At 67.9% G+C, this 15,133-nt stretch carries 14 protein-coding genes; 11 read left to right on the forward strand and 3 right to left on the reverse strand.

The features are described 5' to 3' along the window. Positions 1–73: 73 nt before the first annotated feature. The 7 genes from WS45_RS01640 to WS45_RS01670 all read left to right on the forward strand — a co-directional run bounded on the left by WS45_RS01640 (position 74) and on the right by WS45_RS01670 (position 8,270). A complete protein-coding gene (locus tag WS45_RS01640) occupies positions 74–997 on the forward strand; it encodes an ABC transporter permease subunit (protein WP_059697832.1) in 924 nt (307 codons plus the stop codon). Then, positions 994–1,926, forward strand: coding sequence for an ABC transporter permease subunit (locus tag WS45_RS01645; RefSeq protein ID WP_059697835.1), 933 nt, complete (start codon positions 994–996; stop codon positions 1,924–1,926). Before WS45_RS01640 ends, WS45_RS01645 begins: the two co-directional genes overlap by 4 nt. A 21-nt stretch (positions 1,927–1,947) precedes the next feature. Next, positions 1,948–3,513: a DUF3138 family protein gene (locus tag WS45_RS01650; protein WP_059697837.1), complete on the forward strand. Its 1,566-nt coding sequence runs from the start codon at positions 1,948–1,950 to the stop codon at positions 3,511–3,513. A gap of 26 nt (positions 3,514–3,539) precedes the next feature. After that, a complete protein-coding gene (locus WS45_RS01655; protein ID WP_059697839.1) occupies positions 3,540–4,832 on the forward strand; it encodes an NAD(P)/FAD-dependent oxidoreductase in 1,293 nt (430 codons plus the stop codon). 75 nt (positions 4,833–4,907) lie between these two features. Next, complete coding sequence (locus WS45_RS01660; protein WP_059697841.1) at positions 4,908–5,288, forward strand: cupin domain-containing protein; 381 nt, start codon at positions 4,908–4,910, stop codon at positions 5,286–5,288. Between the two features lie 46 nt (positions 5,289–5,334). Beyond that, positions 5,335–6,750 carry an amidase family protein gene (locus WS45_RS01665; protein ID WP_059697843.1) on the forward strand — a complete coding sequence of 472 codons (1,416 nt, stop codon included), beginning with the start codon at positions 5,335–5,337 and terminating at the stop codon, positions 6,748–6,750. A gap of 29 nt (positions 6,751–6,779) precedes the next feature. Beyond that, positions 6,780–8,270, forward strand: a complete 1,491-nt coding sequence (locus WS45_RS01670; protein WP_059693678.1) for an aldehyde dehydrogenase — start codon at positions 6,780–6,782, stop codon at positions 8,268–8,270. 67 nt (positions 8,271–8,337) lie between these two features. On the opposite strand, the gene WS45_RS01675 is transcribed toward WS45_RS01670, so the two are convergent. Continuing rightward, on the reverse strand, positions 8,338–10,191 hold the full coding sequence (locus tag WS45_RS01675; RefSeq protein WP_059697846.1) for an ABC transporter ATP-binding protein: 1,854 nt from the start codon (positions 10,189–10,191) through the stop codon (positions 8,338–8,340). Positions 10,192–10,499: 308 nt separating this feature from the next. On the opposite strand from WS45_RS01675, the gene WS45_RS01680 reads away from it, so the two are divergent. The 3 genes from WS45_RS01680 (at position 10,500) to WS45_RS01690 (ending at position 12,160) form a co-directional block, all read left to right on the forward strand. Further along, entirely contained in the window at positions 10,500–10,871 is a 372-nt protein-coding gene (locus WS45_RS01680) for a CidA/LrgA family protein (RefSeq protein ID WP_059697916.1), read from the forward strand. Next, positions 10,868–11,602, forward strand: a complete 735-nt coding sequence (locus WS45_RS01685; RefSeq protein ID WP_059526012.1) for an LrgB family protein — start codon at positions 10,868–10,870, stop codon at positions 11,600–11,602. The genes WS45_RS01680 and WS45_RS01685 overlap by 4 nt, the downstream gene beginning before the upstream one ends. A gap of 243 nt (positions 11,603–11,845) precedes the next feature. Further along, complete coding sequence (locus tag WS45_RS01690) at positions 11,846–12,160, forward strand: hypothetical protein (RefSeq protein ID WP_059693672.1); 315 nt, start codon at positions 11,846–11,848, stop codon at positions 12,158–12,160. A gap of 120 nt (positions 12,161–12,280) precedes the next feature. On the opposite strand, the gene wrbA is transcribed toward WS45_RS01690, so the two are convergent. Together wrbA and WS45_RS01700 are read right to left on the reverse strand one after the other, a co-directional pair. Continuing rightward, a complete protein-coding gene (gene wrbA / locus WS45_RS01695; RefSeq protein WP_059526008.1) occupies positions 12,281–12,883 on the reverse strand; it encodes an NAD(P)H:quinone oxidoreductase in 603 nt (200 codons plus the stop codon). Between the two features lie 61 nt (positions 12,884–12,944). Continuing rightward, positions 12,945–13,670, reverse strand: coding sequence for a pirin family protein (locus WS45_RS01700; RefSeq protein WP_059697848.1), 726 nt, complete (start codon positions 13,668–13,670; stop codon positions 12,945–12,947). A gap of 127 nt (positions 13,671–13,797) precedes the next feature. Between WS45_RS01700 and WS45_RS01705 the strand changes: the two genes are divergently transcribed. Beyond that, on the forward strand, positions 13,798–14,682 hold the full coding sequence (locus tag WS45_RS01705) for a LysR family transcriptional regulator (RefSeq protein WP_059697850.1): 885 nt from the start codon (positions 13,798–13,800) through the stop codon (positions 14,680–14,682). Positions 14,683–15,133 lie beyond the last annotated feature (451 nt).

The raw sequence follows: 15,133 nt of genomic DNA on the forward strand, positions 1-15,133 counted from the left end.
CCGGCGTGGAACGACGACGTGTTCGTGTCGTGGTCGCCGGCCAGCGGCGTCGTGCTGACGCAGTGAGGGCGACATGACGAAACCCACCGTTGATGCTGCGTCCGCGCTGTCGCGCTTCGTGCCGTCGGGTCGCAACCTGGCGATCGGCGTGCCGTTCCTATGGCTCGCGATCTTCTTCGCGTTGCCGTTCGCGCTGGTGCTGAAGATCAGCTTCGCGGACCAGATGCTCGGCATTCCGCCGTACACCGCGCTCGCGCGACTGGAAGCCGGCACGGTACAGGTTGCGCTGTCGCTGAAGCATTACGCGCTGCTGCTGCAGGACGACCTGTACCTGAACACCTACGTCAGTTCGCTGAAGATGGCCGCCGCGTCGACGCTGATGTGTCTGCTCGCCGGTTATCCGATCGCGTACTGCATTGCCCGCGCGGCGCCGGCACGCCGCAACCTGTTGATGATGGCCGTGATGCTGCCGTTCTGGACGTCGTTCCTGATTCGCGTCTATGCGTGGGTTGGGATCATGAAGGACGACGGCCTGCTGAATCGTGCGCTGACGGCGCTCGGCGTGATCGCGGCGCCGCTGCGGCTCTATCACACCGACGCGGGCGTCTACATCGGGATGGTCTATTCGTACCTGCCGTTCATGGTGATGCCGCTCTACGCGCATCTCGTGAAGCTGGACCTCACGTTGCTCGAGGCCGCGCACGATCTCGGCGCGACGCCGTGGTCCGCGTTCTGGCGCATCACGCTGCCGCTGTCGAGAAACGGGATCGTCGCGGGCAGTCTGCTGGTGTTCATTCCTGCCGTCGGCGAATACGTGATTCCCGAACTGCTCGGCGGCGCGAACACGCTGATGCTCGGCCGCGTGATGTGGGACGAGTTCTTCAACAACATGGACTGGCCGATGGCGTCCGCGGTGACGGTGACGATGGTGGCGCTGCTGCTCGTGCCGATGGCGTTGCTCCATTACAGCCAGACCAAAGCGGAGGGGCGCTCATGACCCGCGCGAATCGCCTGTTCTCTGCCTGTGTGCTGGGCGCGGGCTTCCTGTTCCTGTACGTGCCGATCGCGAGCGTCGTCGTCTATTCGTTCAACGCGTCGAAGCTGGTGGCGGTGTGGTCCGGTTTCTCGTTGCGCTGGTACGGTGCGCTGCTGCACGACGGCGAATTGCTGACGGCCGCGTGGCTGTCGCTGAAGATCGCGTTGCTGACGGCGACCGCGTCGGTCGCGATCGGCACCTGGGCCGGCTTCGTGCTGGCCCGCATGGGGCGCTTTCGCGGCTTCACGCTCTATGCGGCGATGATCAACGCGCCGCTGGTGATTCCCGAGGTGATCCAGGGCATCTCGCTCCTGCTGCTGTTCGTCGCGATGCAGCAGACCTTCGGCTGGCCCGCCGGACGCGGCTGGCTGACGATCTGGATCGGCCACGTGATGCTGTGTCTGTCGTTCGTCGCGGTGATCGTGCAGTCGCGTGTGAAGGAACTCGACCGCTCGATCGAGGAAGCCGCGCTCGATCTCGGCGCCCGGCCGCTGAAAGTGTTCTTCGTGATCACGCTGCCGCTGATCGCGCAGGCGCTGGTATCGGGATGGCTGCTCGCGTTCACCGTGTCGATCGACGACGTCATTCTTTCCGCCTTCCTGTCGGGCCCCGGTTCGACGACGCTGCCGCTGGTCGTGTTCTCGCGCGTGCGGCTCGGACTCAATCCGGAGATGAATGCGCTCGCAACGGTGTTCATCACGATGGTGACGATCGGCGTCGTCGTCGTGAACCGCTCGATGCTGGCCCGCGAGCGACGACAGGCTCGCGAGGCCCGTGCATGGCACGCGGCCGCCGCGCCGGATGCGCTCGCCCCACCGCCCGCGTTGCCGCCCGTTCGCCCGTCGGCCGCGCACGCGCGGCACGACCCCGCACCGCATCCCGTGAAGTGAAGAACGACAAGGAGACGTCGAATGAAAAAGAAGGTGCTTTGCGCGTTGATCGCCGGTGCGTTGCCGGGGTTGGCCGCCGCGAGTTCGAGTGCCGACCAGATCAGGGCGCTGCAACAGCAGATCACCGTGCTGCAGCGGCAGATGAGCGCGCTGCAATCGCGACTGGCTGCGAAACCGGCGGCTGCCCCGGTGTCGTCGACAGCGGTGGCGAGCGTGCCCGCCGCCGATCCGTCGGTGCCCGGCTACGGGCAGGCGCCGGCGGTGCTGACCAACGACGACGTGACCGAAATCCGGCAGCAGGTCGCGAACCAGCAACTGAAGGTCGACTCGCTGACCGACGCCGCGCGCACCGGCCCGATCGCCGGGCTGTCGGTGACCGGCTATCTCGATCCGTCCTACGTGTACAACCGCGGCGCCGGTACCTCGTCGTTCCAGTTCGCGAACCATGAGAACGCGTACACGTATTACAACAGCACGTTCGGCGACGTGTTCCTCGACATCAAGAAGACGTTCGGCGTCGGGCCGACCGCACCGTCCGCCGAGATCACGCTGATGCCGAACCGCGGCGCCGGCCTGTCGATGATGACGGGCAGCGGCGCGAGCGGTCTCGACATCGTGAACACGGCCGTCGTCACGGTGCCGCTGTCGGGCACGACCGCGTTCGTCGGCGGGCTGGTGCTCGGCTTCGGCGGCTACGAGTACCAGCAGTCGAACCAGATGCTCACGCTCACGCACAACCTGCTGTACGACTTCTCCGATCCGGGCTCGTCGATCGGCGCGGGCATCAACTACCTGAGCCCGAGCGGCCAGTGGGCGTGGAAGTTCTTCGTCGGCAACGAGCAGTTCCGCAGCGCCGGCGCCGTCACGCAGACCGGCGTGAATGCGCTCGGCGACCCGATCACGACGAGCAACAAGGTGCCGACCTTCACCGCGCGCGTGGACTACATGCGCGGCAGCGCGCTCGACATCGGCGGCTCGATCAACATCGGTCGCCAGACGCTGCCGAGTGCGATCGACCCGGCCACCGGCACCGTGCACTACGGCGTGGGCGGCAATGCGCCGAGCGCTTACGGCGCGTTCTTCTTCGCGGAAGCCGATGCGACCTATACGCTCGCCGATGCGCAGTACAACGCCGAGCTCGATTACGGCCAGCAACAACACGGCGCGTTCAACGGCGGGCTCGCGCAGTGGTTCGGGTTGTCGCTGCTCGCGCACCGCAAGTTCAACGTGCCGGTGGTCGGCCGCATGGGTGCGACGTTGCGCTATGACCTGCTCGTCAACCGCAGGAACGGCGGCGGCGGATCGTCGATCGGCCTGAACGGCAACGGGATGGATCCGTACAACGGCTTCGGCATCGACGCGGACTGCCTCGCGATGTCGAAGGCGAACGGCGGCGTCGGCTTCGAATGCAAGGGCGCGACGCGGCAGGCGGCCGCATTCGACCTGCTGTTCTATCCGACTCAGCAAGTGACGGTCAAGGTCGAGTATCGGCACGACTGGGCGAGCAACAAGGTATTCCTGCGTCACGACGGGTCGTACGCGAAGTCGAACGACCTGCTCGCGACTCAACTCATCTACGCGTTCTGACGCGACGCCGTTCGCGAATGTCACTCATGCTCAAGTTCGAAAATCAGCAACATGTTCAGTCGTACTACGCAGACACGGCCAACGACCGGACCCGCCATCCGTCGCTCGACGGTGCCGTATCCGCCGACGTATGCGTGATCGGCGGCGGACTCACCGGCCTGTCCGCGGCGCTCGATCTCGCCGAGCGCGGTCATTCGGTCGTGCTCGTCGAGGCGTCGCGAATCGGCTGGGGCGCCAGCGGCCGCAACGGCGGCCAGTTGATCGCCGGCTACTCGTGCGACATCGATACGTTCTCGGCCCATCTGCCGGAAGACGACGTGCGGAAGATCTGGGCGATGGGGCTCGAATCGGTCGATATCGTCCGGCGGCGTGTCGAGCGGCACGGCATCGATTGCGACCTGACCTTCGGTTATCTGACGGCGGCGAACAAGCAGCGCCACATCGACGCGCTGCGCAAATGGCGCGACGCCGCGGCGAGCCGCTTCGGCTATCGCGGCTACGACATCGTCGAGCGCGCCGACATGCCGCGCTTCGTCGCATCGGATCGTTACGCCGGCGGCCTGCGTCACGAGGGCAGCGGCCATCTGCATCCGCTGAACTACACGCTCGGCCTCGCGCGCGCAGCGCGCGCGGCCGGCGTGACGATCCACGAGGACACGCCCGCGCTCGCGCTCGAGCGCGCCGCGCTGCACCACCGCGTCAGGTGCGCGCGCGGCCATGTGGATGCCCGCTACGTCGTGCTGGCCGGCAATGCGTACCTGGGGCGGCTCGCGCCGAGCCTGGCGCGCAAGATCATCCCGGTGGCGACCTACCTGATCGCGACGGAGCCGCTCGGCGAAGCGCGCGCGGCCGAGACGATGCCGGCCGACGCGGCGATCAGCGACTGCAATTCGGCGCTCGACTATTTCCGGCTGACGCGCGATCGGCGTCTGCTGTGGGGCGGCAAGGCGAGCAGCTCGACGCGCGCGCCGCGCGATCTCGCGACGGCGATGCGGCGCGACATGCTGAAGACGTTCCCGCAGCTCGCCGACGTGCGGATCGACTACGCATGGGGCGGCCTGATCGACGCGACGATGAACCGCGCACCGCATTTCGGGCGGCTCGAGCCCACGGTGTATTTCGCGCAGGGCTTCTCCGGGCACGGCGTGAACGTGACCGGCCTCGCCGGGCGGCTGATCGCCGAAGCGATCGACGCGCAGGCTGCGCGCTTCGACCTGTTCGGCCGGATTCGCCATCGCGACTTTCCGGGCGGCCGCGTGCTGCGCACGCCGATGCTGGCGCTTGCGATGGCGTGGCATCGGACGATGGACCTGCTTTGACCCGTGGAGCGCGGCTCGCATGGCCGCGCGGCCACGAATCGTTTTGAACCATTCACTCATGCGCTGGAGGCATTCATGACCCACGTTACCCGTCTCGTCGACTTGATGCAGGCGCCGGCCCGGCTCACGCAAAGCCGCGTGCCGGCCGGGCTGCTGCTCGACGGCAATCCGATGCAGACGCTGTCGCATCACTACATCAGCCCGTGCGGGCAGTTCAGTTGCGGGATCTGGGAATGCACGCCCGGACGCTGGACGATCGACTACGACGAGTCGGAGTACTGCGAGATGCTGAGCGGCGTCGCGATCGTGCGCGATGCCGACGGCGGCGAACGCGTGCTGCGTGCCGGCGACCGCTTCGTGATCCCACCGGGCTTTCGCGGCACCTGGGAGGTCGTCGAGACGTGCCGGAAGATCTACGCGTCGCATGCGCCGCAGGCGGAGCCCTCGTGTGCGTAGCGCGAGGCCGAATCCATTCGATCCAGTCATCAACGAGGAGCATCCCATGACCCAGGAATTGTGGCGACTGAGCGCGGCCGAGATGGCCGCGCACGTCGCACGGCGCGACGTGTCGTCGACGGAACTCGTGCACAGCTGCCTGCGGCGGCTCGAGCAGGTGAACCCCGTCATCAACGCGATCGTCGACGTGCTGGCCGACAGCGCGTTGCAGGCGGCGTCCGATGCCGATGCCGCGATCGCGCGCGGTACGCCCGTCGGTCCGCTGCACGGCGTGCCGGTGACGGTAAAGATCAACGTCGACACGGCCGGCTGCGCGACGACGAACGGCGTGCGCGCGTTTGCCGGCCTGGTCGCGCATGAGGACAGCCCGGTGACCGCGAACCTGCGCAACGCAGGCGCGATCGTGATCGGGCGCAGCAACGCGCCGGCGTTTTCGTACCGGTGGTTCACCGACAACGACCTGCACGGCCGCACGTCGAATCCGTGGAATCCGGCACTGACGCCCGGCGGCTCCAGCGGCGGCGCGGCCGCGGCGGTCGCTGCCGGCATCGGCGCGATCGCACACGGCAACGATCTTGGCGGTTCGATCCGCTACCCCGCCTATGCGTGCGGCGTCGCGGGGCTGCGGCCGAGCACCGGCCGCGTGCCCGCCTACAACCCGACGCAATCGAAGGACCGCACGCTCGCCGTGCAACTCGCGTCCGTGCAGGGGCCGCTGGCGCGCACGGTCGGCGACCTGCGCCTCGCGCTCGATGCGATGGCGGCGGGCGACGCGCGAGACGCATGGTGGATGCCGGTCGCGCCGGCCGGCCACGACGCGGCGTTTCCCGCACGCGTCGCCGTGTGTCCCACGCTGCCGGGCGTACCGTCCGACCCGATCGTCGTCGATGCGGTTCGGCAAGCCGCGCGGTGGCTGGAGGAGGCCGGCTGCATCGTCGAGGAAGCGGAGCCGCCGCGGTTCGCCGAGGCGTGCGCGCTGTGGCTGGACCTCGTGACCAACGAAGCACGCAGCGGGCTCGGCGACGTGATCATGCAGCACGGCGACGCGGCGATCCGGACCGCGTTCGCGAGCCAGCGCAACCTCGCATCGCCGCTCGACCTCGCCGGCTACATGAATGGTCTGGCGCGGCGGACCGCGCTGCTGCGCGACTGGCAGCAGTTCTTCGCACGTTACCCGCTGCTGCTGATGCCGGTGTCGTGCGCGCAGCCGTTCGCGATCGATGCGGACCAGCACGGTGACGAGGCGATGCGCCACATCGTCGACATGCAGGGGCCACTGCTGGCAACCGCGCTGCTCGGGCTGCCCGGGCTGTCGGTGCCGACCGGCGTGCGTGGCGGCGTGCCGACGGGCGTGCAACTCGTCGCGGGCCGCTTCCAGGAGGCGCTGTGCCTCGCCGCCGGCGAAGCGATCGAGGCGCGCGCCGGTACGTTCACGCCGATCGATCCGGTGACCGGATCGTGATGGTCGACTTCTGACGGTAAGGAATACCCATGAATCCATCCACATTCGAAGACTGGCGGGCACGCGCGGCCGTTCTGCGCATCGAAGCGCGCGCGTTCATCGACGGCGAGGCGCGCCACGCGCGCACCGGGGCAACGTTCGCGTGCGTGAGCCCGATCGACGGCCGTGTGCTCGCGCACGTGGCCGACTGCGGCGCCGAGGAAGTCGATGCGGCCGTGGCAGCTGCGCGCCGCGCGTTCGACGCGCAGGCGTGGGCCGGCATGAATCCGCGTGCACGCAAGGCTGTGCTGCAGCGCTGGGCGGCGCTGATGCGCGAGCATTGCGACGAACTCGCGCTGCTCGAGACGCTCGATACAGGCAAGCCGATCGCCGACACCACGGCCATCGACGTGCCGGCCGCCGCGCACAGCGTCGACTGGTATGCCGAGGCCATCGACAAGGTCGGCGGCGAGGTCGTCCCCGCCGATCGCCATCTCGTCGGACTCGTCACGCGCGAACCGATCGGCGTCGTCGCGGCGGTCGTGCCGTGGAATTTCCCGCTGCTGATGGCCGCATGGAAATTCGCGCCGGCGCTCGCGGCAGGCAATAGCGTGGTGCTCAAGCCATCGGAAAAATCGCCGCTGACCGCGATCCGCGTCGCGCAACTCGCGTGCGAGGCCGGCGTGCCGCCCGGCGTGTTCAGCGTCGTGCCCGGTGGCGCCGAGCCGGGACGGCTGCTGGCGCTGCATCGTGACGTCGATTGCATCGCGTTCACCGGTTCGGCGCGCACCGGGCGGCAGATCATGGCGTGTGCCGCGCAATCGAACCTGAAGCGCGTATGGCTCGAACTGGGCGGCAAGTCGCCGAACATCGTGCTGCCCGATTGCCCCGATCTCGATCGCGCCGCGCAGGCGGCCGCCGATGCGATCTTCTTCAACATGGGGGAAGTGTGCACGGCGGGCTCGCGCCTGCTCGTGCATCGCGACATCAAGGACGCGTTCGTCGACAAGGTGGTCGCCGCGTCGCGGCGCTTCGCGCCCGGGCATCCGCTCGATCCCGCGGTGGCGATGGGCGCGATCGTCGATCACGCGCAGCTCGAACGCGTGATGCGTTACATCGGCATCGGAAGGGAGGAAGGGCGCCTGGTGACGGGCGGTGCGCGCGTGCGCGAGGAGACGGGCGGGTTCTATGTCGAGCCGACCGTGTTCGACGTCGACGCGCATGCGACGATCGCGCGCGAGGAAATTTTCGGGCCGGTGCTGTCGGTGATCGCGTTCGACGACGTCGATGCGGCCGTGCGTATCGCCAACGACACCGAGTACGGGCTCGCGGCAGCCGTGTGGTCGGCGGACCACGCGACGGCGCATACGGTCGCGCGGCGCTTGCGTGCCGGCACCGTGTGGGTCAACTGCTACGGCGACGGCAGCGACGACATGAACTTCCCGTTCGGCGGATACAAGCAGTCGGGCAACGGTCGCGACAAGTCATTGCACGCGCTCGACAAATACACCGAGCTGAAATCGACCATCGTGCGGTTGTAACGCATCACGCATCACGCATCACGCACGCGCGGCAGGCCGGCATGCGCCTGCCGCGCGTGCATGAACATCACTGCTCGGCCCCCTCCGCATCCGCCGTCTCGCCGAGGAACCCGCCGCTCTGGTGCGCCCACAGCGCCGCATAGATGCCGCCCGCCTGAAGGAGCTGCAGGTGCGTGCCTTCCTCGACGATGCGCCCTTCGTCGAGCACGATCAACCGGTCCATCGCCGCGATCGTCGACAGCCGGTGCGCGATCGCGATCACCGTCTTGCCGCGCATCAGGCCGTCGAGGCTGCGCTGGATCGCGACTTCGACTTCGGAGTCGAGTGCGCTGGTCGCTTCGTCGAGCACGAGGATCGGCGCGTCCTTGAGCATCACGCGCGCGATCGCGACACGCTGCCGCTGGCCGCCCGACAGCTTCACGCCGCGCTCGCCGACTTCAACGTCGTAGCCGCTGCGCCCGTGCCGGTCGCGCAGCCGGTCGATGAAGTCGGACGCTTCCGCGCGCACGGCCGCGTCGTGCATCTCGCGCTCGGTCGCGTCGGGGCGGCCGTACAGGATGTTCTCGCGCATCGTCCGGTGCAGCAGCGACGTATCCTGCGTGACCATCCCGATCGCCGCGCGCAGGCTGTCCTGCGTCACGTGCGCGATGTCCTGCCCGTCGATCCGGATCGCGCCGCCATCCACGTCGTAGAAGCGCAGCAGCAGGTTCACGAGCGTCGACTTGCCGGCGCCCGAGCGGCCGATCAGGCCGATCCGCTCGCCCGGCCGGATCGTCAGGTTCAGCCCGTCGAACACCGCGCGCTCGTTGTCCTCGTGCGCGAAGCTCACGTTGTCGAACACGATGCCGCCGCGTTGCACGGCGAGCGCCTTCGCGTCCGGTGCGTCGACCACGCTGCGCGCCTTCGTCAGCGTGTTGATGCCGTCCTGGACCGTGCCGACGTTCTCGAACAGTTCGGTCATCTCCCACATGATCCAGTGCGAATAGCTCGACAGGCGCAGCGCCATCGCGATCACGGCCGCGACCACGCCCGCGCTCGCCTCGCCGTGCAGCCACAGATAGAGCGCGAGGCCGGTCGAGCCGACCAGCAGCAGCGTCGACAGCAGGTGGTTGACGACCTCGAACGCGCTGACGAGCCGCATCTGCGCATCGCCGGTGACCTTGAACGCCTCCATCGCGCGCCGCGCGTGGTCGGCTTCCCGGCGCGTGTGCGAGAACAACTTCACGGTCGTGATGTTCGAATAGGCGTCGGTGATGCGGCCCGTCATCAGCGCGCGCGCGTCGGCCTGCCGGCTGCCGACCGCACCCAGGCGCGGCACGAAATACGCGCACGCCACGCCGTAGCCGAGCGCCCACAGCGCGAGCGGAATCATCAGGCGCCAGTCGAAGCTCGCCGCGAGCGCAAGGATGCCGATCAGGTACGCGCCGACGCCGATCACGACGTCGACCGACATGAATAGCGCGTCGCGCACGGCGAGCGCGGTCTGCATGATCTTGGTCGTCACGCGGCCCGCAAACTCGTTCGCGTAGAACGACAGGCTCTGGTCGAGCATCAGCCGGTGAAACAGCCAGCGCAGCCGCATCGGGAAGTTGATCGCGAGCACCTGGTGCTTGATCATCGTATGCAGCGCGATCAGCAATGCGCTGCCGGCAAGGATCGCCGCGAAGCCGGCGAGCGTGCCGAAATGCCGGCCGCCGAATTCGGCCGGCGTCGTCGACGACAGCCAGTCGACCACGCGCCCCATCATCGCGAACAGCACGGCTTCGTACGCGGCGGTTGCGGCCGACGTCAGCGCGATCAGCAGGATCCAGCCGCGCGCGCCTTTCGTGCACGCCCAGACGAACGAGAAGAACCCCTTCGGCGGCGTGACGGGATCCTCGAGCGGGAACGTCGGCAGGCGCCGTTCAAACCACGAAAACATTGAACCTTCTCCTTGATGCGGCGCGGGCAGGTGGCCCGGCCGCTCATGCGTGTCTCATGTGGGCCGTGCGTAGGCGACGCATCCGCGTGCGCGCGGATTGCGTCGTTTTCGCATCGTCCGGCGGCAAGTGTCGCATCGATTCGATCCGGCTGCAGGGCGGTTGCCCGCAGTCGCGCACCGCGCCGGCAGCCCGCCCGGCGGCCTTTGTTGATACGATCGCGCGTATCGTCCACGCCGGCGCGACACGCCGCCGGCCCATCGGTCGCGCGTCTGCACGATCGCGCGGCCACGTTCGGGAGAAGCGCTTCATGCTGCAGGCGTTCGCGGTCTTGCTGACCTTCCAGTGTCTTGGGGAAGGGGTGTCCTATCTGTTCGGCCTGCCGGTGCCGGGCCCCGTGATCGGCATGCTGCTGCTGTTCGGCTTCGTGATGCTGCGCCCGCAGGTGGCCGACGCGATCGAGCCGACCGCGCTCGAACTGCTGCGCCACCTGTCGCTGCTGTTCGTGCCGGCCGGCGTCGGCATCATGGTGTCGGCCGACCGCGTGCGAGGCGATGCGCTCGCGGTCGTCGTCGCGCTGGCGGTGAGCACGTCGCTCGCGATCGCCGTGACCGCGCTCGTCACGCGTGCATTGCTGCGCCGCCAGCGGCGCGCGGACGGCACGGCGGAGGGCACGCAATGACGGCCTTCCCGAAACTCGGCGCGATCTGGGTCTACCTCGCCGCGACCCCGCTGCTCGGCCTCACGATCACGTTGATCGCGTACCTGATTGCACAGGCCGTCTATGCACGCGCGCGCTTCAACCCGCTCGCGAACCCGGTGCTGATCGCGGTCGCGCTGATCGTCGTGCTGCTGACGATCACGCACACGCCGTATCCGACGTATTTCGAGGGCGCGCAGTTCGTCCACTTCCTGCTCGGCCCGGCGACCGTCGCGCTGGCGCTGCCGCTGTACCGCCAGTGGTCGAAGCTGCGGCGCGCCGCGGTGCCGCTGCTCGTCGGGCTGCTGGCCGGTTCGCTGACCGCGATCGTGTCGGCGGTCGGCATCGCCGCATTGTTCGGCGCGTCGCACCAGACGATCGCGTCGCTCGCGCCGAAATCCGCGACCACGCCGATCGCGATGGCCGTCGCGCAGGAAATCGGCGGGATTCCGTCGCTGACCGCCGTGCTGGTGATCTCGACCGGGATCTTCGGCGCCGTATGCGCCCGCGCGATCCTGAACGCGCTGCGCATCGAGGAGCCGGCGGTGCGCGGTTTCGCGCTCGGCGTCGCGTCGCACGGGATCGGCACCGCGCGAGCGTTCCAGGTCAGCGAGGAGGCCGGCGCGTTCGCCGGCCTCGGGATGGGGCTGAACGGCGTGCTGACTGCATTCGTCGTGCCGATCCTGCTGCCGGTGCTGTCGCGCTGGATCTGAGCGGCGCCGGGTGCCGGCGGCGCGCGATGCTATCGGTTTCCCTGATGGCACGTGCGTCACGCCGTCTGGCCGGGTGCCTGCCGCGCATGTATCGTTGCCGTTATCAGGAGAATTCAGGAACGGGCACGGACAATTGCGCAGCGATCGGCTAACGTTGCATCGGCGCCGTGGTCGCACGCCGACGTCCGTCGCGTGCGTGCCGGCGTTCGACCCACAACCAACAATCGACAAGGAGATCCGGCCATGACGAAGTCTCGCGTGGTTTCGGTAGCAGTGGCAGTAACGGCGTCGTTCGGTCTGCTGTTGACCGCCGCGCCGGCGGCATATGCGCAGGATCCGGCGTCCGCGCCGACGCAGAAGCAACTCGACAAGGCGCAAAAGAAGGCCGCCCGCAAGGCGGCCCGCGCGCGCCACGCGACGGACCTGAAGGCGATCGGCACGGGCACCGGCTACCGGCTGACCAACGATCAGAGCAATTATCCGCAGAACGCGGTCGAGAAGGCGCCCGCGACGAAGGCGGCGCCCGCTGCTCCGGCCGCGCCGGCATCGGGCCAGTAACGGCCGGCGTTCGCGCGACGGAAAACGGCGCCGGGTCCACCGGCGCCGTGCTTGCTCGTGCGTGTCGCGCAGGCGGCACGCGCCGTGGTCCCGGGCTTTCCGGGACGGACGGCGCCCGCGTTACGACGCGAGCTTCGCGGCGAGTTCCGCGACGTGCTTGCCCTGGTAGCGCGCGATGTCGAGTTCGTTCGCGCTCGGCTGACGGCTGCCGTCCGCGCCCGCGAGCGTGGTCGCACCGTACGGCGTGCCGCCCGTGATTTCGTTCATGTTGACGAGCCCGCTGCACGCGTAGGGAACGCCCACGATCACCATCCCGTGGTGCAGCAGCGTCGAGTGGAACGACGTGATGGTCGTTTCCTGGCCGCCGTGCTGCGTGCCGGTCGACGCGAACACGCTGCCGATCTTGCCGACGAGCGCACCCTTCATCCACAGGCCGCCCGTCTGGTCGAGGAACGTACGCATCTGGCCGGCCATGTTGCCGAAGCGGGTTGGCGTGCCGAAGATGATCGCGTCGTAGCCCGCGAGTTCGTCCACGGTGGCGACGGGTGCGGCCTGGTCGACCTTGATGCCGATCGCCTTCGCCTGGTCGACGGGAATGGTTTCAGGCACGCGCTTGAGCGTGACCTCGACGCCGGGCACCGATTTCGCGCCTTCCGCGACGTGCTGCGCCATCGTTTCGATGTGCCCGTAGGACGAGTAGTAGAGAACGAGTACCTTGGCCATGTTGCGAATCTCCGAATAAGAAGGCCCCGCGTTCAGCGGGGCACGATGTTCCGAACGGGCGTCATGCCCACTCGGCCGTCACTTCGACCGGACGCAAATCGAATACCAGCACTTCGGCATCCTTGCCATCCGTGAACGTCAATACCTGCTCGTCGCGGATACGTGCGCCGTCGCCTTCGCCGAGCGTCACGCCGTTGACCGTCACGCTGCCGCGTGCGACATGCACGTAGGCGAAGCGGTCCGGTGCGAGTTCGAGCGTGGCGCGCTCGTCGCCGTCGAACAGGCCCGCGTAGATCCGCGTGTCCTGGCGGATCTTCAGCGAACCGCCGCTACCGTCGGGCGACACGATCGGCGTGAGCTTGCCGCGCTTGTCGTCCGCCGCGATGTTCGTCTGCTGATAGCGCGGCTCGGCACCCTTCTCGGAAGGCCCGACCCAGATCTGCAGGAAGTGGACGGGCGTCTCGTGCGAGTGGTTGAACTCGCTGTGACGCACGCCGGTACCCGCGCTCATCAACTGGACGTCGCCGGGCACGATCACCGACCCGGTGCCCATCGAATCCTTGTGCTCCAGCGCACCGTCGAGCACGTACGACAGGATTTCCATGTCGCGGTGCGGGTGCGTGCCGAAGCCGCGGCCCGGCGCGACGCGGTCGTCGTTGATGACCAGCAGGTCGGAGAAGCCGACTTGCTTTGGATCGTAGTAATTCGCGAAAGAAAACGTGTGACGGGAGCTGAGCCAGCCATGCTCGGCACGGCCACGTTGGTTTGCTGCACGAGTCTCGATCATGATTTTTTCCTGGATCTCGCCGGACCTCGGAAGTGGGTCCGGCTGTTCGTTGAGATGAATCTTAGGTCAATCGATTTGACAAATAAATGGCTGTAGAGATAATGACTGTCACTCTGAGGTGGACAATATGGAACTCAACGACCTGAGGATCTTCGTCGCGACCGTCGATGCGGGCAGCTTCACGGCGGCGGCCGACCAACTGATGCTGTCCAAGCAGTTCGTGAGCCGGCGCACGATGGCGCTCGAGGCAGCGCTCGGCGTGCGTTTGCTGCATCGCAATACGCGCAATCTCGCGGTCACGGAATCGGGGCACGAGTTCTATGCGCGTGCGCAGCGGATCCTGGCCGAGGTCGCCGACGCCGAGCAGGCGATGTCGGTGCGCAGCACCGAGCTGCACGGCTCGCTGAAGATCAGCGCGCCGCTGTCGTTCGGCATCACGCATGTGTCGCCGCTGATCGCCGAATTCCTGTCCGCGCATCCGGCCGTGCGGCTCAACGTCGACCTGACCGACCGGCGTGTCGACCTGATCGGCGAGGGCTTCGATCTCGTGCTGCGGATCGGCACGCTCGAGGATTCGACGCTGATCGCGCGGCAGCTCGGCGCGTGGGAGATGATCGCGTGCGCGAGCCCCGCTTACCTGAAGCGCCACGGCACGCCGGCGACGCCGGCCGACCTCGCCGGCCACACGTGCCTGATGTATGGGCGCGAGCGGCGCGTCGGCTGGGAGTTCCGGGTCGACGGCGCGGCGCGCACGTTCGACGTGCAGGGGCCGCTCGTCGCGAACAACGGCGAAGTCGTGCGCGACGCGGCGATCGCGGGGCTCGGCATCGCGCTGCTGCCGCATTTCATCGTCGGCGCGGCGCTCGACAGCGGCGCGCTCGTGCCGGTGCTCGACGCGTATGCGCCGTCGCCGATCACGCTGAATGCGGTGTTTCCGCAGCACCGGGAAGGGTTCGTCACGCTGCGCACGTTCATCGGGTTTCTGGCGGAGCGGTTGGGCGAGCGGGGGTAGCGGGTGGGGCGAGCGTGGGGGTGCTGAGCGGACCGCACTGGAAAGGTTGCTTCTTGTCCGTGACGAGCAACTTGCTGCAGTCCCGGTCCATCGCTACCTCGAGGCACTGGAGCAAGTGCAGCGGGCCAGCAAACCGGACTTCAGTTTGCCCGTCGCATCAGAATGACAGATGGGCCGTGTCTGTCCCAACTGAGTGGGAGAATGCTGCGTATGCGGTGGCTAGCGCGACCGACGATTGGTGCGCGGATGTTCGACATTGAATTAGAGCCACGACTACGTAGGGCAATACGGCGGAATGAAGGGGAACATAGTAAGGGCTATGTTCCCCTTCATTTCGGGACATAGACGACGCCCGCGCGGGCGCGGCACCCTGTCCGCAGGGTATCGAGCGCCCCCGCCGCCGCGATCGAAAACGCTGCCGCCACCGTCTCGGCGCCCCTGTATTTCTGGC

The sequence above is a fragment of the Burkholderia sp. RF2-non_BP3 genome (genome assembly GCF_001522185.1).
GTDB classification, from domain to species: domain Bacteria; phylum Pseudomonadota; class Gammaproteobacteria; order Burkholderiales; family Burkholderiaceae; genus Burkholderia; species Burkholderia diffusa.

What these genes read in the sequence shown, in the direction of transcription:
- WS45_RS01640 (WP_059697832.1), top strand. Translation starts at nt 74, where the DNA reads ATGACGAAACCCACCGTTGATGCTGCGTCCGCGCTGTCGCGCTTCGTG.
- WS45_RS01645 (WP_059697835.1), top strand. Translation starts at nt 994, where the DNA reads ATGACCCGCGCGAATCGCCTGTTCTCTGCCTGTGTGCTGGGCGCGGGC.
- WS45_RS01650 (WP_059697837.1), top strand. Translation starts at nt 1,948, where the DNA reads ATGAAAAAGAAGGTGCTTTGCGCGTTGATCGCCGGTGCGTTGCCGGGG.
- WS45_RS01655 (WP_059697839.1), top strand. Translation starts at nt 3,540, where the DNA reads ATGCTCAAGTTCGAAAATCAGCAACATGTTCAGTCGTACTACGCAGAC.
- WS45_RS01660 (WP_059697841.1), top strand. Translation starts at nt 4,908, where the DNA reads ATGACCCACGTTACCCGTCTCGTCGACTTGATGCAGGCGCCGGCCCGG.
- WS45_RS01665 (WP_059697843.1), top strand. Translation starts at nt 5,335, where the DNA reads ATGACCCAGGAATTGTGGCGACTGAGCGCGGCCGAGATGGCCGCGCAC.
- WS45_RS01670 (WP_059693678.1), top strand. Translation starts at nt 6,780, where the DNA reads ATGAATCCATCCACATTCGAAGACTGGCGGGCACGCGCGGCCGTTCTG.
- WS45_RS01675 (WP_059697846.1), bottom strand. Translation starts at nt 10,191, where the DNA reads ATGTTTTCGTGGTTTGAACGGCGCCTGCCGACGTTCCCGCTCGAGGAT.
- WS45_RS01680 (WP_059697916.1), top strand. Translation starts at nt 10,500, where the DNA reads ATGCTGCAGGCGTTCGCGGTCTTGCTGACCTTCCAGTGTCTTGGGGAA.
- WS45_RS01685 (WP_059526012.1), top strand. Translation starts at nt 10,868, where the DNA reads ATGACGGCCTTCCCGAAACTCGGCGCGATCTGGGTCTACCTCGCCGCG.
- WS45_RS01690 (WP_059693672.1), top strand. Translation starts at nt 11,846, where the DNA reads ATGACGAAGTCTCGCGTGGTTTCGGTAGCAGTGGCAGTAACGGCGTCG.
- wrbA (WP_059526008.1), bottom strand. Translation starts at nt 12,883, where the DNA reads ATGGCCAAGGTACTCGTTCTCTACTACTCGTCCTACGGGCACATCGAA.
- WS45_RS01700 (WP_059697848.1), bottom strand. Translation starts at nt 13,670, where the DNA reads ATGATCGAGACTCGTGCAGCAAACCAACGTGGCCGTGCCGAGCATGGC.
- WS45_RS01705 (WP_059697850.1), top strand. Translation starts at nt 13,798, where the DNA reads ATGGAACTCAACGACCTGAGGATCTTCGTCGCGACCGTCGATGCGGGC.